Origin of the sequence: Streptomyces sp. SS7, from assembly GCF_037993025.1 — a bacterium.
In the GTDB taxonomy this organism is placed as follows: domain Bacteria; phylum Actinomycetota; class Actinomycetes; order Streptomycetales; family Streptomycetaceae; genus Streptomyces.
Window position 1 is genome coordinate 1,179,200 of the sequence record NZ_CP141223.1, and the last position, 17,939, is coordinate 1,197,138.

General features: G+C 73.5%; 15 protein-coding genes and 6 pseudogenes. 15 read left to right on the forward strand and 6 right to left on the reverse strand.

Going from position 1 to position 17,939, the window contains the following annotated elements; genetic code table 11:
* Positions 1 to 105: 105 nt before the first annotated feature.
* From U5640_RS05310 to U5640_RS05330, 5 genes and pseudogenes are all read left to right on the forward strand, one after another.
* Complete coding sequence (locus U5640_RS05310) at positions 106 to 1,107, forward strand: GDP-mannose 4,6-dehydratase (protein ID WP_340374633.1); 1,002 nt, start codon at positions 106 to 108, stop codon at positions 1,105 to 1,107.
* Positions 1,108 to 1,154: 47 nt separating this feature from the next.
* Positions 1,155 to 1,867, forward strand: a pseudogene (locus tag U5640_RS05315) (sugar phosphate nucleotidyltransferase).
* A gap of 7 nt (positions 1,868 to 1,874) precedes the next feature.
* Positions 1,875 to 2,774, forward strand: coding sequence for an NAD-dependent epimerase/dehydratase family protein (locus tag U5640_RS05320; RefSeq protein WP_340374634.1), 900 nt, complete (start codon positions 1,875 to 1,877; stop codon positions 2,772 to 2,774).
* Positions 2,771 to 3,391: pseudogene (locus U5640_RS05325) on the forward strand (spherulation-specific family 4 protein); the annotation flags it as partial. The gene U5640_RS05320 and the pseudogene U5640_RS05325, both read left to right, overlap by 4 nt.
* Positions 3,392 to 3,483: 92 nt before the next feature.
* The gene (locus tag U5640_RS05330) at positions 3,484 to 4,266 is read left to right on the forward strand and encodes an endo alpha-1,4 polygalactosaminidase (protein WP_340384948.1); all 783 of its coding nucleotides are present in this window, start codon (positions 3,484 to 3,486) and stop codon (positions 4,264 to 4,266) included.
* 32 nt (positions 4,267 to 4,298) lie between these two features.
* Here U5640_RS05330 and U5640_RS05335 read toward each other — a convergent pair whose 3' ends face one another.
* Both U5640_RS05335 and U5640_RS05340 read right to left on the reverse strand, forming a co-directional pair.
* Positions 4,299 to 4,478, reverse strand: a complete 180-nt coding sequence (locus U5640_RS05335; RefSeq protein ID WP_340374635.1) for a hypothetical protein — start codon at positions 4,476 to 4,478, stop codon at positions 4,299 to 4,301.
* 7 nt (positions 4,479 to 4,485) lie between these two features.
* Positions 4,486 to 4,941 (reverse strand): annotated as a pseudogene (locus U5640_RS05340) (ion transporter); the annotation flags it as partial.
* A 131-nt stretch (positions 4,942 to 5,072) separates the two neighbouring features.
* Here U5640_RS05340 and U5640_RS05345 point away from each other — a divergent pair.
* Positions 5,073 to 5,297, forward strand: a complete 225-nt coding sequence (locus U5640_RS05345) for a twin-arginine translocase TatA/TatE family subunit (protein ID WP_340374636.1) — start codon at positions 5,073 to 5,075, stop codon at positions 5,295 to 5,297.
* 16 nt (positions 5,298 to 5,313) lie between these two features.
* On the opposite strand, the gene U5640_RS05350 is transcribed toward U5640_RS05345, so the two are convergent.
* Both U5640_RS05350 and U5640_RS05355 read right to left on the reverse strand, forming a co-directional pair.
* Positions 5,314 to 7,023 (reverse strand): LCP family protein, encoded by a 1,710-nt coding sequence (locus tag U5640_RS05350; protein WP_340374637.1) that lies wholly within the window; start codon positions 7,021 to 7,023, stop codon positions 5,314 to 5,316.
* A 191-nt stretch (positions 7,024 to 7,214) separates the two neighbouring features.
* Positions 7,215 to 7,578, reverse strand: a pseudogene (locus U5640_RS05355) (metalloregulator ArsR/SmtB family transcription factor).
* 285 nt (positions 7,579 to 7,863) lie between these two features.
* On the opposite strand from U5640_RS05355, the gene U5640_RS05360 reads away from it, so the two are divergent.
* Together U5640_RS05360 and U5640_RS05365 are read left to right on the forward strand one after the other, a co-directional pair.
* Positions 7,864 to 8,130: a GlsB/YeaQ/YmgE family stress response membrane protein gene (locus U5640_RS05360; RefSeq protein WP_055636868.1), complete on the forward strand. Its 267-nt coding sequence runs from the start codon at positions 7,864 to 7,866 to the stop codon at positions 8,128 to 8,130.
* Between the two features lie 124 nt (positions 8,131 to 8,254).
* Positions 8,255 to 8,711 (forward strand): annotated as a pseudogene (locus U5640_RS05365) (TerB family tellurite resistance protein).
* Positions 8,712 to 8,769: 58 nt separating this feature from the next.
* Here the strand turns inward: U5640_RS05365 and U5640_RS05370 are convergent.
* Together U5640_RS05370 and U5640_RS05375 are read right to left on the reverse strand one after the other, a co-directional pair.
* Positions 8,770 to 9,702, reverse strand: coding sequence for a M56 family metallopeptidase (locus U5640_RS05370; protein ID WP_340374638.1), 933 nt, complete (start codon positions 9,700 to 9,702; stop codon positions 8,770 to 8,772).
* A gap of 19 nt (positions 9,703 to 9,721) precedes the next feature.
* Positions 9,722 to 10,101: pseudogene (locus U5640_RS05375) on the reverse strand (BlaI/MecI/CopY family transcriptional regulator).
* A gap of 302 nt (positions 10,102 to 10,403) precedes the next feature.
* Here U5640_RS05375 and U5640_RS05380 point away from each other — a divergent pair.
* The 7 genes from U5640_RS05380 to U5640_RS05410 all read left to right on the forward strand — a co-directional run bounded on the left by U5640_RS05380 (position 10,404) and on the right by U5640_RS05410 (position 17,852).
* Positions 10,404 to 11,348 carry a UbiA family prenyltransferase gene (locus tag U5640_RS05380; RefSeq protein ID WP_340374639.1) on the forward strand — a complete coding sequence of 315 codons (945 nt, stop codon included), beginning with the start codon at positions 10,404 to 10,406 and terminating at the stop codon, positions 11,346 to 11,348.
* The gene (locus U5640_RS05385; protein ID WP_340374640.1) at positions 11,345 to 12,205 is read left to right on the forward strand and encodes a sugar phosphate isomerase/epimerase family protein; all 861 of its coding nucleotides are present in this window, start codon (positions 11,345 to 11,347) and stop codon (positions 12,203 to 12,205) included. Before U5640_RS05380 ends, U5640_RS05385 begins: the two co-directional genes overlap by 4 nt.
* An 86-nt stretch (positions 12,206 to 12,291) precedes the next feature.
* Positions 12,292 to 13,035, forward strand: coding sequence for an EboA domain-containing protein (locus tag U5640_RS05390; protein WP_340374641.1), 744 nt, complete (start codon positions 12,292 to 12,294; stop codon positions 13,033 to 13,035).
* A gap of 107 nt (positions 13,036 to 13,142) precedes the next feature.
* Positions 13,143 to 13,997 carry a TatD family hydrolase gene (locus U5640_RS05395; protein ID WP_340374642.1) on the forward strand — a complete coding sequence of 285 codons (855 nt, stop codon included), beginning with the start codon at positions 13,143 to 13,145 and terminating at the stop codon, positions 13,995 to 13,997.
* Between the two features lie 7 nt (positions 13,998 to 14,004).
* Positions 14,005 to 15,204 (forward strand): metabolite traffic protein EboE, encoded by a 1,200-nt coding sequence (gene eboE / locus U5640_RS05400; protein WP_340374643.1) that lies wholly within the window; start codon positions 14,005 to 14,007, stop codon positions 15,202 to 15,204.
* Positions 15,201 to 16,574 (forward strand): nucleotide pyrophosphatase/phosphodiesterase family protein, encoded by a 1,374-nt coding sequence (locus U5640_RS05405; RefSeq protein WP_340374644.1) that lies wholly within the window; start codon positions 15,201 to 15,203, stop codon positions 16,572 to 16,574. The genes eboE and U5640_RS05405 overlap by 4 nt, the downstream gene beginning before the upstream one ends.
* Before the next feature lie 84 nt (positions 16,575 to 16,658).
* Positions 16,659 to 17,852: a cytochrome P450 gene (locus tag U5640_RS05410; RefSeq protein ID WP_340374645.1), complete on the forward strand. Its 1,194-nt coding sequence runs from the start codon at positions 16,659 to 16,661 to the stop codon at positions 17,850 to 17,852.
* Positions 17,853 to 17,939 lie beyond the last annotated feature (87 nt).

The window sequence follows — 17,939 nt, forward strand, 5'->3', positions numbered from 1 at the left end:
CCCCACGCCCCACGCCCCACGCCCCCCACTGCACTCCCGCACACACGCACACACGCACACACGCACACACGCACACACGCACAACCAAGCGGAAGGAACCCGGAGTTGACCTCCACACCGCTCGCCGCCGTCACCGGAGCCGAGGGATTCATCGGCTCGCACCTCACCGAGGCGCTGGTCGCCTCGGGGCACCGGGTGCGGGCCATGGCCCAGTACAACTCGTTCTCCTCGTACGGCTGGCTGGAGACCCTGCACCCGGACGTCCTCGACCAGGTGGAGATCGTCCTGGGCGACGTCCGGGACCCCGGCTCGGTGCGCGGCCTGCTCGAAGGCGCCGACACCGCCTACCACCTGGCCGCGCTGATCGCGATCCCGTACTCCTACCGGGCGCCGCACAGCTATGTGGACACCAATGTCACCGGCACGCTGAACGTGCTGGAGGCGGTGCGCGCCCTCGGCACGCCCCGGCTGGTGCACACCTCCACGAGTGAGACGTACGGCACCGCGCAGACCGTGCCGATCACCGAGGACCATCCGATCAACACCCAGTCCCCGTACGCCGCTTCGAAGGCGGGCGGCGACCGGCTGGCCGACAGCTACCACGCCAGCTTCGACACCCCCGTGGTGACGCTGCGGCCGTTCAACACCTTCGGGCCGCGCCAGTCCATGCGCGCGGTCATCCCCACCGTCATCGGCCAGGTGGCCGCCGGGGAGCGCACCCTCACCCTCGGCGATCTGCGCCCCACCCGCGACTTCACCTTCGTCAAGGACACCGCGCGGGCGTTCCTCGCCGTCGGCACCGCGCCCGCCGGGCGAGTGGTGGGACGCACCTTCAACGCCGGCACCGGCGGGGAGATCTCCGTCGGCGACCTGGTCGCGCTGATCGGGAAGGTGATGGACACCCCGCTCGACGTCCGCGAGGACAGCGCCCGGGTCCGGCCCGCGAACTCCGAGGTGATGCGGCTGGTCGCCGACGCGAGCCGGCTCGCCGCCGCCACCGGCTGGCAGCCCGCGCACACCCTGGAGGAAGGGCTCGCGCAGACCGTGGAGTTCTTCCGCGACCCGGCCAACCTGGCCCGCTACAAGACCGGCATCTACAACATCTGACCGTCCGGCACGAACACGCACCGAGTACCACACCAAGGGGGAGACCCATGCACGCAGTGATCCTGGCCGGGGCAAGGGCGTCCGGCTGAGGCCGTACACCACCGCGCTGCCCAAACCGCTGGTGCCGATCGGCGACCAGCACGCCATCCTGGAGATCGTGCTGCGCCAGCTGGCCACGGCCGGCTTCACCAGCTGCACCATCGCCATCGGCCATCTCGGCGAGATCATCCGCGCCTACGTCGGCGACGGCGCCGCCTGGGGCCTGCGCATCGACTACGCCACCGAGGAGAGCCCGCTGGGCACGCTCGGCCCGCTGCTCACCCTGCGCGAGGACCTGCCCGAGTCGTTCCTGGTGATGAACGGGGACGTCCTGACCGACCTCGACTACGCGGACGTCCTCGGCGCGCACCGTGCCGCGGGGGCGCCGCTGACCATCGCCACGTACGCCCGCAAGGTGCACATCGACTTCGGGGTGCTGACCACCGACTCCTCGAAGGTGGTCGCCTTCACCGAGAAGCCCAGCATGGACTACCGCGTCTCGATGGGCGTCTACGGCCTGTCCCGCTCGACGCTGGAGGGCTACACGCCCGGACTGCCGCTCGGCTTCGACGAGTTGGTCATCGACCTGATCAGAGCGCAGAACCCGCCGCAGGCCTACGAGTTCGACGGGTACTGGCTGGACATCGGGCGCCCCGACGACTACGACCGCGCCAACGCGGAGTTCACCACCCGCAAGTCCCATCTCCTCAAGGGGGCCTGAGCACCCCATGCGCATTCTCGTCCTGGGCTTCACCGGCTATCTCGGAGCCCATGTCGCCGCACGGCTGCGGGCCCTGCCGGGCGCGCTGGTCCTCGGCGCCGGCCGCTCACCGGACGCGGACCACACGGTTGATCTCGCCTCGGTCCGTCCGGCCGAGCTGGCCAAGACCCTGGCCCTCGCCGCGCCCGACGCGGTGGTCAACTGCGCGGGCGCGACCGGCGGCGAAGCGGTGACCCTCGCCGAGGTCAACGCGCGCGGCCCGGCGGTGCTGTGCGCGGCGCTGCGGGAGGCGGCCCCGGGGGCCCGGCTGGTGCAGCTGGGCTCGGCCGCCGAGTACGGTCCGGGCGTCGCGGGCAGCCCGGTCACCGAGTCCGACGCGACCTGCCCGGCCGGCCCGTACGGCGCGACGAAGCTCGCGGGCACGGCGGTGGTGACCGCGTCCGGTCTGGACGCGGTGGTGCTGCGGGTCGGCAACCCGGTGGGTCCCGGCGCGCCGCCCGCCGGACTGCCGGGCCGGCTGGCCGCGCTGCTGCGGGAGGCGGGCCGGGACCCGGACGCGGTCCTGCGCCTCGGTGACCTGTCCTCCTACCGGGACTTCGTGGACGTCCGGGACGTGGCGCACGCGGTGGAGCTCGCGGTCACGGCGCCCGGCCCCCTGCCGCGCATCCTGAACGTCGGCGGGGGCCGCGCCGTGCCGGTGCGCGAGGTGGTGCTCGGGCTGGCCTCGCAGGCCGGGTTCCGGGGACGGGTCGAGGAGGGTGCGGGCGGCGGACGGTCGGTCCGCTCGGGCGAGGTGTCCTGGCAGTGCTCCGACGTCACGGCCGCCGAGCGGGCCCTGGGCTGGCGGCCCGCGCACACCCTCGACGACGCGCTGGCCGCGCTGTGGGAAGGCGACGGCACGCCGTGAGCCTGCTGATTCCGCTGTACGTGCACCCCGTCGACGATCCGGGCGCCTGGCACCGTCTGATCCAGGGTGCGGGGCGCACGTACGGCGTGATCCTCAACCCCGCGAACGGGCCCGGCGCGGGCCCCGACCCCGCGTTCGCCGCGGCGGCCGGAGCCCTTCGGGAGGCGGGCACGCGCGTCCTCGGGTACGTCGACACCGACTACGGGGTGCGTCCGTGCGCCGACGTGGTGGCCGACGTCCGCCGGCACCAGGCGTGGTACGCGGCCGACGGCTGCTTCCTCGACCGGGTGACGGCAACCCCGGACGGGCTGCCCGCCTGTCGCCGGCTGGTGCACGGCGTGCGCCGGACCGGTGCCGGGACGGTGGTCCTCAATCCGGGGGTGCACCCGGCGCCCGGCTACGCCCGCCTCGCCGACCTGACCGTGACCTTCGAGGGGCACTGGTCCACGTACGTCTCGGCGTTCACCCGGCCGGCGTGGACCACCCGGCACGCGCCCGAGCGGCTCTGCCACCTCGTGTACGGCGTCCCGGCGGCGCTGGTGCCGCTCGCGGTGCGCACCGCGGGCGAGCGGGGCGCGGCCGTGTCCGGTCCCGTCACGGGCGTACTTCCCAATCCTGGGGGTGAGTTCGACCCCCGCACTGAGCGGAACAGGACGATGAGGCACACGGCAAGGGCACTCCTGCTGGCCGGCGCGCTGGCGCTGGCGGGCTGCTCCGGCACGGGGGGGGCGGGGACGGCGGGTCACCGCCGGCCTCCGGTTCGCCCTCCGGTACGGCGGACTCCTCGACCGGGGCGCGGTGGCGGCCGCGGCCGGGGCTGGCCTGGCAGTGGCAGCTCAACAGCCGGGTGGACCCGTCGGTGGACGTGCCGGTTTACGACATCGACGGCTTCGAGAACACGGCCGCGGACGTGGCCCGGCTGCACCGGGACGGGCGCAGGGTCATCTGTTACGTCAACGTCGGCGCCTGGGAGGACTTCCGGTCCGACAAGGGCGCCTTCCCGAAGTCGGTGCTGGGGCGGCAGAACGGCTGGGCGGGCGAGCGCTGGCTGGACATCCGGAAGATCTCCGTGCTGCGGCCGATCATGGAACGCCGTTTCGACATGTGCCGCGACAAGGGCTTCGACGCGGTCGAGCCGGACCTGGTGGAGGGGTACGGCAACAAGACCGGCTTCCCGCTCACCGCGCGCGACCAGCTCCGCTACAACCGCATGATCGCGGAGCTGGCACACGACCGGGGCATGTCGGTGGGCCTGAAGAACGACCTGCCGCAGATCCCGCAGCTGCTCCCCCACTTCGACTTCGCGGTCAACGAGGAGTGCGCCCAGTACGGCGAGTGCGCGCGGCTCACTCCGTTCATCGAGGCCGGCAAGGCGGTCTTCCACGTGGAGTACGCCGAGCCCACGAGCAGCTTCTGCGCCGAGTCGCGGCAACTGGGGCTGTCGTCGATGCAGAAGAAGCTGGAGCTGGGGGTCTGGCGCAAGCCCTGCTGAACCCGCGGCAGGCGCTCCGCGGTCCGGGTTCCTCAGCCCGTACGGCCGACCGCGCTGCGGTCCCCGCGGTCGGACCGCGGGGGTGTGGTCGAGGTGGCCTCGGCGACCTCGCGTTCGAGGGCGTCGAGGGCCTCGCGGGCGGCGGCGATCCGGGCGAGCAGCAGCCCGCGGTCCTGCGCGGGCGGGGCGGGCGGCCGGCGGGTGTCCTCCATCTCGCGGGCCCGGCAGACTGCGGGCGACCGCGGTGAGCAGGACACGGAGCTGGGGCAGGAAGCGGGCGGTGCGCAGGACGCGGGCCAGCCGGAGCAGGCGCAGCACGGTGGTGTTCTCGCGTACGACCGGCAGGAAGGCGCACAGGACCACGGCCAGGTCGAAGAGGTTCCACGGGTCCTGGGGAAAGCCCCGGGGGCGGTCGGCGTGCGCGCCGATCCGGACGAGGATCTCGACGGTGAACACGACGAGGCAGGCGTGCTCGGCGAGCCGTAACCAGCGGTGCCACTCCTCGACCAGACCGGAGTACGTCTCCACGCCGAGCAGTGCCGCGTTCAGGAGGATCACGGCGAAGACGGTCAGCGCGAACCAGCGGGCCTCGGTGACGGTGCGGCAGCGGTGCGCGAGGTCCCGGCGGGCCGCCCCGGACGCGCTGACGGTCGCCTGGTGGTACTGCTCGGACATCCTGCTGCCGACACTCCTCGGATCGTACGGTGTTTCCGCCAACGCGGCCGGAAGGCAGGCTTGTTGAACGATCGCCTCCCGGGGGATACTTCTACAGAACTGTAGACGACCTCGGGAGAGAGCGGACCCGTATGTTCGGCATGAGCGAGCTGGCACTGATCCTGGTGGTCGTCGTCGTGATCCTCGCGATCAAGAAGCTGCCCGAGCTGACCCGTTCGGCGGGCAAGGCGGCCCGCATCCTCAAGAGCGAGTCCGGGGCCCTGAAGGACGAGGACGCCCCCGGCCGGGCCCCGTCGGCGGCCCGGATCGTCCCCGGCGCGGTCGTCGACCGGGACGACTCCGCCCCGCGTCCCTGACCGCTTCGCCGCTCGGTCAGTCGTCCGAGTCGGGCTTGCCGCGGGCCGCCGCGTAGGCCTGGGTGGGCGTCATGGGGACGCCGTTCAGCTCGACCGTCCGGTACCGGCTGACCTCGGCGCAGGTCCTGGCCTCGTCGGCGGTCTGGGCGTGGGCGTGGGAGACGGCGGCCCCGGTGTCGGCGGGGGCGGGCGAGGAGGTCCCGCCGGGGTAGGTGGTGCCGCTCGGCCAGTCGCTGCCGATGACCAGGGTGACGCCCGTTCCGCTCCCCTGCCTCAGATGGGAGGACGGCAGTCCGAGCGCCTTCGCGGCCGTCCGCGCCGCGCCCTGCTGTCCGGTGCCGTAGGTGAGGGTCGTGGTGGTCGCCGGGCTCGGGGCGTTGGCGGTGGTCGTGGCGGAGTCGAAGCCCGCGTCGGTGAGGGCGCCGGCGACGGCGGAGGCCCGGCCGGTGATGGTCGTGCCGTTCTCCACGGTGACGGCGACCTCGGACGCGGGGACCGCCGGACCGGTGGCCTTGGCCGTCGCGGAGGCCGCCGCCGACTTCCCGCCGGAACCGGTGGTGAGCGACTGGTCGTTGGCGATGGTGGAGAAGAGCGTCTTCGCGCCCGCGCCCACCACGACCCGGTCGCTGTCCGCCGGATCGGGGGCCGTCTGCATGGTGGTGAACGTCATCCGCTTGGTGGGGACCTTGTTCAGGTCGGCCGCGAGCCCGATCAGCTTCTTCACGCTGCCGAGGCCGTCGTCCACGGTGAGCGCCTTGGTGGCGGCGTCGGCGAGGCCGTAGACCGCGGTGGGGTCGGTGAGCGTGCCCGCGCTCTTGAACTTGCGGATCATCGCGCTGAGGAAGATGTGCTGGGAGACGGTACGGCCGAGGTCGCTGCCGTCGCCGAAGCCGTGCCGCGAGCGGACGAACTCCAGCGCGGCGACGCCCTTGAGGGTGTGGGTGCCCTTGGACAGCTTCAGGTGCGAGTAGGTGTCGTAGACGTCGGCGTCCACGCACACGGAGACACCGCCGACCGCGTCGGACATCTTGACCACGCCGGAGAAGTCGAGCTTGACGAAGTGGTCGATGGGGATGCCGGTCAGCTCGTGGATGGTGGAAACCTGGCAGGCCGGGCCGTACTGCAGGGCGCTGTTGATCTGGCCGTAGTAGCCGGACGTGGACTGCCCGGTTTCACTGTCCTTGCAGGCCGGGACGTTCGTCATGGTGTCGCGCGGGATGCTCATGACGGTGGCGTTGGAGCGGTCGGCCGCTATGTGGACCACCATCTGCACGTCCGCGTTGCCGTTGCCGGACTGCACCCCGGTCCGCGAGCAGCCGCCGCCGAGTCTGCAGTCCGCCTTGCTGGTGCGGCCGTCCGAGCCCATGACCAGGATGTTGATCGGGGTGCGGCCGAAGGCGTCGGCCTTCTCCTTGCCGCCCTTGCCGTCGATCGAGACGCTGTTGATGTTGCCGTTGAGGTGCTGGTAGAACCACCAGCCCGCACCGGCCGTCCCCAGCACCAGCAGCGCCAGGCACAGTCCGGCGATCCGCAGCACCCGCCGGCCGCGCCGCACCGGCCGGCCGCGGCGTGTCCCCCGGCCGGGGCGTCTGCGCGAGGCCGCCCGTGCCGCGGTCCGGCCGCCCGTCGGAAGCGGCTCGTCGGGCCCCGCCGTGCGCTGCCCGGGCACCCGGTCGGTGCGGCTGCGCGTGGCCTGGCCGGCCGGACCGTCCCACGGGTCGCTCATTCACCACTCCTCCGAACGGTCCGACAGATGCACACAGGTAGAGGCGGCAATCGGGATCGAGGTTGCTTGCGTAGTTGCGCAATCTAACAAAGCCCTGACCGGAGCAGCCCCGGTCCCGGGCGAATTCACAGGTGAGGGATCTCATGCAACCCGAGGAGCGGGTTTCGCCTCAGGGGGCCCGGGGGCGGGCCTCAGTCGCCGGCGCCGGGCAGTCGTCGTACCGGCACGGCCCTCTGGTGGGCGCGGGCGGTCAGCTGGCCGACCATCACGCGCACCACGGTGACGACGTCCGGGTCGTTGAACGTAGTACACCTGCCGCCGCCCCTCGCGGCGCGAGCCGACGAGTCCGGCGAGCTTCAGTTTCGCCAGATGCTGGCTCACGGCGGGCAGCGCACCGCCGACGCGGTCGGCGAGCCGGGTGACGTCGCTCTCGCCCTGCGACAGGGCCCACATGAGGTGCAGCCGGGCCGGAGCGGCGAGCAGGCCGAACGCGGCGGCCGCCTCGTCGAGCACCTCGGCGGACGGGTCCTCGAAGCGACCGACGCTGGTTGCCACAGCCCTCTCCCGTCCCCTGCGCGTCACCGCCGACGCACGTGCGGGTACCCAGTGTAGGCGTCGGCGGCGGCACCGGGAGCCGCCGAAGGACCCACCTCCGCTTGACGGTTTGCGCAATGTCCTGAACGAGTGACAGAACCGCGACGACTCGAACGCAGTGACCTGTGCGGGCTCGCCCGCCACCCCGTCGCGTCTCTAGGGTTGCGCAAACAGGCAACTCACCATGGGGCCGGTGACCCCGGGGAACGGGTGCCGCCCGAGCGACTCGACTGGAGACACGACGACATGGGCATCATCGGCTGGATCATCCTCGGCCTGTTCGCCGGAGCCATCGCCAAGGTCCTGCTGCCCGGCCGCGACCCGGGCGGCCTGATCGGCACCACCCTCATCGGCGTCGCGGGCGCCTTCGTCGGCGGCTGGCTCTCCTCCCGGTTCCTCGACCGCCCGGTGGAGAACCACTTCTTCGACCTCTACACCTGGGGCGCGGCCATCGGCGGCTCGCTCGTCCTCCTCGTGGCCTACCGGCTGCTGTTCGGCAACTCGCGGAACTGAGCGGGGCACGGCGGGAACTTGTCCGACCACCCGTTAGTTTCTACATTGTTGTAGATATCGAAGAGGCGGCGACCGCCTCCGGAGCGGCCGTCGCCGACCGACCGTACGACCGTATGGAGTTCTCATGGCCCTGTGGGACCGCATCAAGGAATCCGCGTCGTCGATGCAGACGCAGCTCGTGGCGAAGAAGAACGACCTCAAGAGCGGCGCCTTCCGCGACGCGAGCATGGCGATGTGCGCCCTGCGTCGCCGCCGCCGACGGCACCATCGATCCGTCCGAGCGGCGCCGCGTGGCCCAGCTCATCGCCACCAACGAGGTGTTGCAGAACTTCGACGCCACGGATCTTCAGCGCCGTTTCGACGACAACCTGAACAAGCTGACCGCCGACTTCGACTTCGGCAAGGTGAGCGTGCTCCAGGAGATCGCCAAGGCCAAGAAGAAGCCCGCCGAGGCCCGTGCCGTCATCCAGATCGGCATCGTCATCGGGGGCGCCGACGGCGACTTCGACAAGACCGAGCAGGCGGTCGTCCGCGAGGCCTGCTTCACCCTCGACCTGCCGCCGCACGAGTTCGACCTCTGACGGACCGGCGCAGGGGGCCTTGCCGTCGGCCCGGCCGGCCTGATCGGGACGACGGGCCCTACAGGGGTGTCGCGGCGTACAGGATGAGGAACATGCTCACCGCGGAGTTCGCCGAGGACATCGCGGAGACGGCCGTGCCGGCGGCGGCGCCCCACGCCGCGAGGCCCACGGCGGTGAACGCCGAGGGCCAGCCGCGTCCGACCGGGGCCGGGCCGAGCAGGGCCGCCCCCCGGCGCGGCACCGGTCCCGCCGCGGCGAAGCCCGCCAGCGTCGGCACGGGGGTGCCGCGGGAGACCAGGGCCGCCTTGCCGATCGCGCGGGCCACGGTACGGCGGCTGCCCACGGCCTGGGCCGCGTCCTCGTCGGCCCACCGCTCCGTCGTGTAGGAGACGGCGGTGCGCAGCGGCCGCAGGAACGGGTTGGCGCGCGCGGCGAGCCGTACCGCCAGCAGGAACCGGTGGTGCCCGGCCGTCAGATGGGCGCGCTCATGGGCGAACAGGGCCCGCCGCTCGGCCGGTTCGAGGCCGTCCAGCAGGGCGGTGGTCACCACCACCCGGCCCCGCCGGCCGCCCGGCAGCGCATAGGCGTACGGCACCCCGTCGGGCAGGACGACCACCTCGGTACCCGGCAGCCCGGCCAGCGCGCGATGCGCCCCGCGCCGTACCCGCCCGTGCCGCCACAGCGTCCGCCCGCAGGCCGCGAGCACCGCGACCAGCGCGGGGATGGCCGCCTTCCCGGCGACCTCGTCGTAGGGCACCGCCGCCCGCACCTCGGGGTCCGACCACCCGTCGGGCAGCGGATTGCCCGGCAGCTGGGCCGTGCCCACCACCATGACCAGTCCCAGACACACGGTGCTGCACACCGCCATCACCACCGCCACGCCCGACAGCAGCCGGGTCGCCGCGCGCGGATGCAGATGCTGCTCCGCCAGGCGGGCCACCGGCCATGCCGTCAGCGGCAGCACCAGCGGCAGAAAGACGAACACCCCCATCGGGTTCGGGCCTTCCCCTTCACTCGCCGTCGGAACGGCCGAGCAGCTCCCGCAGCAGCCGCTCGTCGTCCGGACCCAGACCGGTGACGAAGCTGGCGAGCACCGCCTCGCGGTCGCTCTCCGCGTCCAGCACCCTGCGCATCCGGTGCGCCGCGAGACCCGCCTGGTCCCGGCCGGCGTCCAGGCGAAGGACCGGCCCGCCCGTTCCCGGGTCACCACGCCCTTGGCCAGCAGCCGGGTCAGGATCGTGATCACCGTCGTATAGGCGAGGTCGTCACCGAGGCGCTCCTGCACCCACCCGGCGCTCACCGGCCCCTCCGCCTCCCCCAGCACCGACAGCACCAGCGCCTCCAGTTCGCCCTGTCTGCGCCGCCGCGGACCCTGCCGGTCGTCCGTCACGCCCTTGTCTCCCTTCCGCCGCCGACGCTTTTGCGGCCCGCCATCGTATCGACGCCCCCGGTTCACCCGACGCACCGCGCACCGCCGCTCCGGTCGACTACACCAGCGTAGAAGAACGGCCGGAGAAGGGCACCGGGCGGGCGGCCGGGGCCGCCGGACGCTCCCGGCGACGGACGTCACGGGACATCAAGTCCTGTGCCTGGCAAGGGAGTTGTTCGACCAGCCGGACACACAGAGTCTTCACACAATGGCCGATGTGAAGGTATCTGAAGATTAAATCAACGGGCGTAGGGTGTCCGATCATGCAAGGCCCGAACGACCTCACACGGTCCCCCCGTCTCGCCGATCTGGCGGCCCTCGTCCGGCTGCCCGCCGCCCTGAGCGTGCCCGGTGACGTACTCGCGGGCGCGGTCGCGAGCACCGGACGCGTCCGGCCCCGTACCGTCGCCACGATGGCGTCGTCCGTCGCCCTCTACTGGGCCGGCATGGCGCTCAACGACTACGCGGACGCCACCGTGGACGCGGTCGAACGCCCCGAACGCCCCCTGCCCTCCGGCCGCGTCGCCCGCCGCACCGCGCTGGCCACCGCCGGCGGGCTGACCGCCGCCGGCCTCGGTCTCGCCGCCCTGGCCGGCGGGCGCGCCGCACTCGGAGTGGCGATACCGCTGACCGGACTGGTCTGGGCGTACGACCTGCGCCTGAAGTCCACCCCCGCCGGGCCCGCCGCGATGGCGGGGGCACGCGCCCTGAACGTACTGGCCGGCGCCGACCCGGGCCGCCGTACGGCGGCGCTCCCGGCCGCGCTGCTGGTCGGCGCCCACACCTACACCGTCACGGCACTGAGCCGCCACGAGGTGACGGGCGCGCCCCGCTCCGTACCGGCCGCGACCCTGGCCGGCACCGCGGCCACCGCCCTCGCCGCCGGCGCGCTCCCCTACGCAGGGGCGCTCGCCTTACCACGGCCGCCACGGCTCACCGGACGCGGAAGACCCGCGGGGCGGGCGGCCCGCATCGGTGCCGCCGCCGGAGCGCTCGCCTATCTGACCACGTACGGCGGCGCGCAGGCCCGGGCGGCCCACCGCCCGTCCGCGCGACACGTCCGGGAGGCCGTCGGCGCCGGAATCCTGTCGCTGATGCCCCTCCAGGCGGCGCTGACCGCCGGCGGCGGCGCCCCGGCCCTGGCCGGTCTGCTCGCCGCGGCCCACCCGACGGCCCGCCGACTGGCCCGGAAGGTGTCGCCCACATGAGCACCCTCCCCGCCCCGCCCGCGCGGCTGCGCTACGGCTTCGGGACCAACGGCTTCGCCCACCACCGTCTCGACGACGTCCTGACCGTCCTCGCGGACCTGGGCTACGACTCCGTCGGGCTCACCCTGGACCACGGCCACCTCGACCCCTTCGCCGCGGATCTGCCGCGCCGGGTCGGCCAACTGGCCTCCCGCCTGGACCGGTTGGGTCTCGCCGTGATGGTGGAGACCGGGGCGCCCTATCTGCTCGACCCCTGGCGGGGGCACGTCCCCACCCTGATGTGCGCATCCGGCGCCGAACGGCGCCTGGACCTCCTCGCGCGGGCCGTGCGCGTCGCGGCCGACCTCGGCGCCCCGGCCGTCCAGCTGGCCAGCGGGCCGGCCCCCGAGGGCGTCCCCCGGGAGGAGGCCCTCAAGCGGCTGACCGGGGGCTGCGAGGAGGTCCTGGAGATCGCCCGCGAGCACGGGGTGGCCCTCGGGTTCGAACCCGAGCCGTACATGTTCGTCGACACCGTGCAGCGCGTACTGGAGCTGCGCCACCGGCTCGGCGACCCGGATCTCTTCGGTGTCACCCTCGACATCGGCCACGCCCACTGCGTCGAGGACGCCCCGCTGCTCGACTGTGTCGCGGCGGCGGCACCTCATCTGGTCAACGTGCAGATCGAGGACATGCGGCGCGGGGTGCACCGGCACCTCGAACTCGGCACGGGCGAGATCGACTTCCCACCGGTCCTGGCCGCGCTCAAGGCCGCCGGCTACCGCGGACCCGTCTCGGTGGAGATCCAGGGCGCGGCCCTGAACGCGCCCGAAGTCGCCCGCACGTCACTTGAGTTCCTGCGGGCCGCCGAGCCGCACTGACGGCTCGTCGGCGCCGACGTCTCGTCATCTCCGTTTTCCCGGTACGGCGGTCGCCGTACGCACGCCCGACGAAGGAGGCATGTGCCGTGGACCCTCGCATCCCGACCGCCCTCGACCAACGGCTGACCGCGGACGCGGCGGCCTGGCTGACCGACGCGGTCGCCCGGATCGGCCAGGACCCGGCGGCGGTACGGGGCCTCTTCCCGGCCGTGGGCCGGCGCTGCGGCCGCGACCCGCTGATCGCCGGCTGGACGGTGGCGGACGCCGCCCGCGCCCGGCTCCTCACCGCCCTGCCGCTCGCCGGCGCGGCGCTCGGCGAGGAGATCACCGCCCTGCACCGGTACGGCGACCCCGCCGAGCAGCGGGCGGTGCTGCTCTGTCTGGCCCTGCTGGAGGACGCGGACGCGTCCTTCGCCGATCGGGGGCTGCCCCTGGTGCGGGCGACGCTGCGCGGCAACGACACCGATCTGATCGAGGCGGCCCTCGGACCGTACGCCGCGCGTCACCTGGACGCCGAGGGCTACCGGCAGGCCGTGCTGAAGAGCGTCTTCTGCGGCATCCCGCTCGCCCGGATCGCCGGCCTGACGGACCGCGCCGACCGCGAACTCGCCCGGATGCTGGCCGACTTCGCCCATGAGCGGGTCGCCGCGGGCCGAGATGTGCCGGCCGACGTCTGGCCCGTGCTGCGCGCCCACCCCGGCACGCTGGAGGCCTCCGGGCTGTCTGCGGAGACCGGGTCCGCCTCCCCCGGCCGCCGCGACGCGGCCGTCCGGGCCCTGGCCGCCTTCTCCGCCGCCGCCGTCTCCACCTCTCCCGAGACGGCTCCCTGACCGGACGCAGACGCAGACACGGACACAGGCAGAGCCACAGCCACAGCCACAGCCACCGACACAGACACAGACTCAGACACGGACACAGCACCCGCAGGAGCGGTCTGATGCGCATCTTCGACCCCCACATCCACATGACCTCCCGCACCACCGACGACTACGAGGCCCTCTACGCGGCCGGGGTCCGGGCGGTGGTGGAGCCGTCGTTCTGGCTCGGCCAGCCGCGCACCTCGGTGGACAGCTTCACCGACTACTTCGACGCGCTGCTCGGCTGGGAGCCCTACCGCGCCGCGCAGTTCGGCATCCGGCACCACTGCACCATCGCCCTCAACCCCAAGGAGGCGAACGACCCGCGCTGCGCCGGGGTCCTGGACGTGCTGCCGCGCTATCTCGCCAAGGACGGGGTGGTGGCCGTCGGGGAGATCGGCTACGACTCCATGACGCCCGAGGAGGACGAGGCACTGGCCCGTCAACTGGCCCTCGCCGTCGAGCACGCGCTGCCCGTGCTGGTGCACACCCCGCACCGCGACAAGGCCGCCGGCACCCGCCGCACCCTCGACGTGGTCCGGGAGTCCGGCATCCCGCCCGAGCACGTCCTCGTCGACCACCTCAACGAGCTCACCGTCGCCCTGGTGGCCGACAGCGGCTGCTGGATGGGCTTCTCCATCTACCCGGACACCAAGATGAGCGAGGACCGCATGGTGCGGATCCTCCAGGAGCACGGCACGGCGCGGATGCTCGTCAACTCCGCGGCGGACTGGGGCCGCAGCGACCCCCTGAAGACCCGCAAAACCGCCGACGCGATGCTGGCCGCCGGTTTCGACGAGGACACCGTCGACCAGGTGATGTGGCGCAACCCGGTGGCGTTCTACGGGCAGAGCGGGCGGCTGGACCTCGCCGACGTCGAGGCCGACGGAAGCGCCCTGTTCGAGGGCAACTCCGTCAAGCGCGGCGGGGAGTGAGCCCGGGGTGCGTTTCCGACACGGCGACGGCACCACCGTCCACCTCGCCTACTGCAGCAACGTCCACCAGGCGGAGGACCTGGACGGGGTGGTGGGCCAGCTCGCCTCCCACGCCGAACCGGTCCGTCAGGCCCTCGGCGCCGATCTGCTCGGCATCGGGCTGTGGCTGGCCCGGGACGTGGTCACCGAGCTGTCCGCCCGGCCCGCGGCGGTGCGCCGGCTGCGGGCCGAGCTGACCTCGCGCGGCCTGGAGACCGTCACCCTCAACGCCTTCCCCTACGAGGGTTTCCACCGCGAGGTGGTCAAGAAGGACGTCTACCTCCCCGACTGGACCGACCCCGCCCGGCTGCGCTACACCGTCGACTGCGCCCGGATCCTCGCCGGGCTGCTCCCCGACGACGCGCGGCGCGGCAGCGTCTCCACCCTGCCGCTGGCCTGGCGCACCCCCTGGCCGGCCGCGGCGCGCGACACCGCCCGCCGGTCCCTGGACCGACTCGCCGCCGAGCTCGCCGAGTTGGAGCGGGAGACGGGCCGGGCCATCCGGGTCGGCTTCGAACCGGAGCCGGGCTGCGTGGTGGAGAACACCGTCCAGGCCGCCCGGGAACTCGGCGGGCTGGACCCCGAGCGGCTCGGTGTCTGCCTGGACACCTGTCATCTCGCGGTGCAGTTCGAGAACCCGGCGCATGCGCTGCGCCGCCTCGCCGACGCCGGCCTCCCCGTCGTCAAGGTGCAGGCCTCCAGCGCCCTCCAGGCCGACGACCCCACCGCCCCCGAGGCGCGCCGGGCCCTCGCCCGCTTCGCCGAACCGCGCTTCCTGCACCAGACCCGTACGGCCCCGGGCGGCGTCGTGAGCGGCGTGGACGACCTCCCGGACGCCCTCGCCGGCGGCCTGGACCCCGGCTCCCCCTGGCGGGTGCACTTCCACGCGCCCCTGCACGCCGCACCCGAACCGCCGCTGAGCACCACGGCCGCCGAACTGAGCACCGCGCTCAGGGAGTTGCTCGGCGGCCCGCAGGCGGTCTGCGACCACGTCGAGGTGGAGACCTACACCTGGTCCGTCCTGCCCGAACAGCTGCGGCCACAGGACCGCGAGGGTCTCGTCGCGGGAATCGCCGCCGAACTGGCCTGGTCCCGCGCCCGTTTCGAGGAACTCGGCCTCGTCGCGACGACCGACACCGCCCGCCCCCGCAAGGAGCCCGTCCCATGACACGCCTCGTCGTCCTCGACATCGTCGGCCTCACCCCCCGCCTGCTGCGCCACATGCCGGCCGTCTCCGCCGTCGCCGCACAGGGCTTCAGGGCCCGGCTGGACCCCGTCCTGCCCGCCGTCACCTGCTCCGTGCAGTCCACCCTGCTGACCGGCGCACCGCCCGCCGAGCACGGTGTCGTCGGCAACGGCTGGTACTTCCGCGACCTCGGCGAGGTCCTGCTGTGGCGCCAGCACAACGCCCTGGTCGGCGGCGAGAAACTCTGGGACACCGCCCGCCGCTCCCGGCCCGGCTACACGGTCGCCAACGTCTGCTGGTGGTACGCCATGGGCGCCGACGTGGACTACACCGTCACCCCGCGCCCCGTCTACTACTCCGACGGCCGCAAGGAACCCGACTGCTACACCCGGCCGCCCGCCCTGCACGACGAACTCACCGACCGGCTGGGCCCGTTCCCCCTGTTCACCTACTGGGGTCCCAACGCGGGCCTGCCCTCCAGCCAGTGGATCCTCGCCGCCGCCCGCCAGATCTTCGACGAGAAGCAGCCCGACCTCACCCTGGTCTACGTACCCCACCTCGACTACGAGCCCCAGCGCTCCGGCCCCGGCTCGTCGCGGTCGGCCCGCGAGGCCCGTCGCCTCGACGACGCGCTGCGGCCCTTCCTCGAGCATCTGCACCGCGAGGGCGCCACCGTCGTGATCCTCAGCGAGTACGGCATCGCGCCCGCGTCCCGCCCGGTCGACATCAACCGCGCGCTGCGCCGGGCCGGACTGCTGGAGGTCCACACCCAGGACGGAATGGAGTACCTCGACCCGATGACGTCCCGCGCCTTCGCGGTCGCCGACCACCAGATCGCCCACGTCTACGTCCGCGACCCGGCCGACCTCGCGAAGGCGGCCGAGGTCGTCGCCGGACTCGACGGGGTGGACGAGGTGCTCGACGAGCAGGGCAAGGCCCGGCACGGACTCGCGCACGAACGCTCGGGCGAACTGGTCGCGGTGGCACGGTCCGACGCCTGGTTCACGTACTACTACTGGCTGAACGACGCGCGCGCCCCGGACTTCGCCCGCCAGGTCGAGATCCACCGCAAGCCCGGCTACGACCCCGCCGAGCTCCTCTACGACCCCACCGTCCCCGGCGTCAAGGCCCGTGCCCTGGGCCAGGTCGCACGCAAGAAGGCCGGTCTGCGGTACCGCATCCGGACCGTCCCGCTCGACCCCTCGGGCGTCCGGGGCAGCCACGGCCGGCTCCCGGAGGACCCCCAGGACAGCCCTGTCCTGCTGTGCTCACGGCCCGGCCCCGCGCGCGACCGGATCGCCGCGACCGAGGTCAAGGACCTGCTCCTCGACCTGGCCGGCCTCACGCACTGAGCGGCCCGCGCTCCCCCTGCGGTCCCCCGCCCCTGCGGTCCCTGCCCCTCTCCCCCACCTCCGCCCCCGGAAGAGCCCCCCGCCATGCACCCCACGGACACCCCACCGCCCCTCCCCCGCCACCGCCCCCTCCTCGACCCCGCCGCCGAGTACGGACGCTGGATCACCGAACGGCCCCTGGCCAGGATCACCCTGTGGGGCGACACCCACCCCTGGCTCGTCACCCGGCACGAGGACGCCCGGGCCGTCCTCGGCGATGCGCGCTTCAGCGCGCGCAACGTCCGCCCGGGCTTCCCCGGCCTCCAGCCGACGCCCCCGCCGCCCACCCCCGGCCAGCTGTTCTCCATGGACCCGCCGGACCACACCCGGCTGCGCCGCATGCTGATCCCCGAGTTCAGCTTCCGCCGGGTCGAGCAACTGCGCCCGGCCGTACGGCGGATCACCGGCGAACTCCTCGACGGCCTGGCCGCGAAGGGCGGTCCGGCCGACCTGGTGGAGCACTTCACCCTGCCGCTGCCGCTCCTCGTCATCTGCGAACTGCTCGGAGTGCCGTACGCCGACCGGGAGTTCATCCACCGGCACGCCGCCGCCTTCGCCACCGTCTCCGCCGGACCCGAGGCGATGCGGGCCGGCTGGGCGGCCCTCTTCGGCCACCTCCGGGAACTGCTGGCGGCCAAGGCGCGCGAACCCGGCGACGACCTCACGAGCAAGCTCGCCGTCGAGCGGGTGGCCACCGGCGAGGCCACGGCGGAGGAGGCGGCGGGCATGCTGGTCCAGCTCCTCATCGCCGGTCACGAGACGACCGCGAGCATGCTCTCGCTGGGCGTCGTCGCCCTGCTGCGCCACCCCGACCAGCTGGCCGCCCTGCGCGCCGACGACGGCCTCGTCTCCGGCGCGGTCGAGGAACTCCTGCGCTACCTCACCATCGTCCACATCGGGCTGCGCCGCGTCGCCGTCGAGGACGTCGAGGTCGGCGGGGTGACGATCCGCGCCGGCGAGGGCGTGGTCGTCGCCCTCCAGTCCGCCAACCGGGACCCCGCGGCCTTCGAGGACCCCGACACCCTCGACCTCACCCGGGACGCCGGCCGCCAGCTGGCGTTCGGCCACGGCCCGCACCACTGCCTCGGCCAGTCGCTCGCCCGCGCCGAACTCCAGATCGCCCTGCCGATGCTCTTCGACCGTCTGCCCGGCCTGCACCTGACCGGCCCGCCCGCGGAGGAGCACGCGTTCGAGGGCCGCGCGGTCCACGGCGTGTCGAGGCTGCCGGTGGCCTGGTGACCCGGGTCCGGCCACGAACCGGACCGGCCCGGGTCGGCGGGGTGCGCACCGCCGGCCGGCGGTCTTCGCGCCGGTCCCGAGGCCCGT

Coding starts and splice junctions, on each gene's coding strand:
- U5640_RS05350 (WP_340374637.1), bottom strand. CDS start 7,023: ATGAGCGACCCGTGGGACGGTCCGGCCGGCCAGGCCACGCGCAGCCGC.
- U5640_RS05370 (WP_340374638.1), bottom strand. CDS start 9,702: ATGGGGGTGTTCGTCTTTCTGCCGCTGGTGCTGCCGCTGACGGCATGG.
- U5640_RS05345 (WP_340374636.1), top strand. CDS start 5,073: ATGTTCGGCATGAGCGAGCTGGCACTGATCCTGGTGGTCGTCGTCGTG.
- U5640_RS05335 (WP_340374635.1), bottom strand. CDS start 4,478: ATGGAGGACACCCGCCGGCCGCCCGCCCCGCCCGCGCAGGACCGCGGG.
- U5640_RS05405 (WP_340374644.1), top strand. CDS start 15,201: ATGACACGCCTCGTCGTCCTCGACATCGTCGGCCTCACCCCCCGCCTG.
- U5640_RS05360 (WP_055636868.1), top strand. CDS start 7,864: ATGGGCATCATCGGCTGGATCATCCTCGGCCTGTTCGCCGGAGCCATC.
- U5640_RS05380 (WP_340374639.1), top strand. CDS start 10,404: ATGCAAGGCCCGAACGACCTCACACGGTCCCCCCGTCTCGCCGATCTG.
- U5640_RS05395 (WP_340374642.1), top strand. CDS start 13,143: ATGCGCATCTTCGACCCCCACATCCACATGACCTCCCGCACCACCGAC.
- U5640_RS05320 (WP_340374634.1), top strand. CDS start 1,875: ATGCGCATTCTCGTCCTGGGCTTCACCGGCTATCTCGGAGCCCATGTC.
- U5640_RS05410 (WP_340374645.1), top strand. CDS start 16,659: ATGCACCCCACGGACACCCCACCGCCCCTCCCCCGCCACCGCCCCCTC.
- U5640_RS05385 (WP_340374640.1), top strand. CDS start 11,345: ATGAGCACCCTCCCCGCCCCGCCCGCGCGGCTGCGCTACGGCTTCGGG.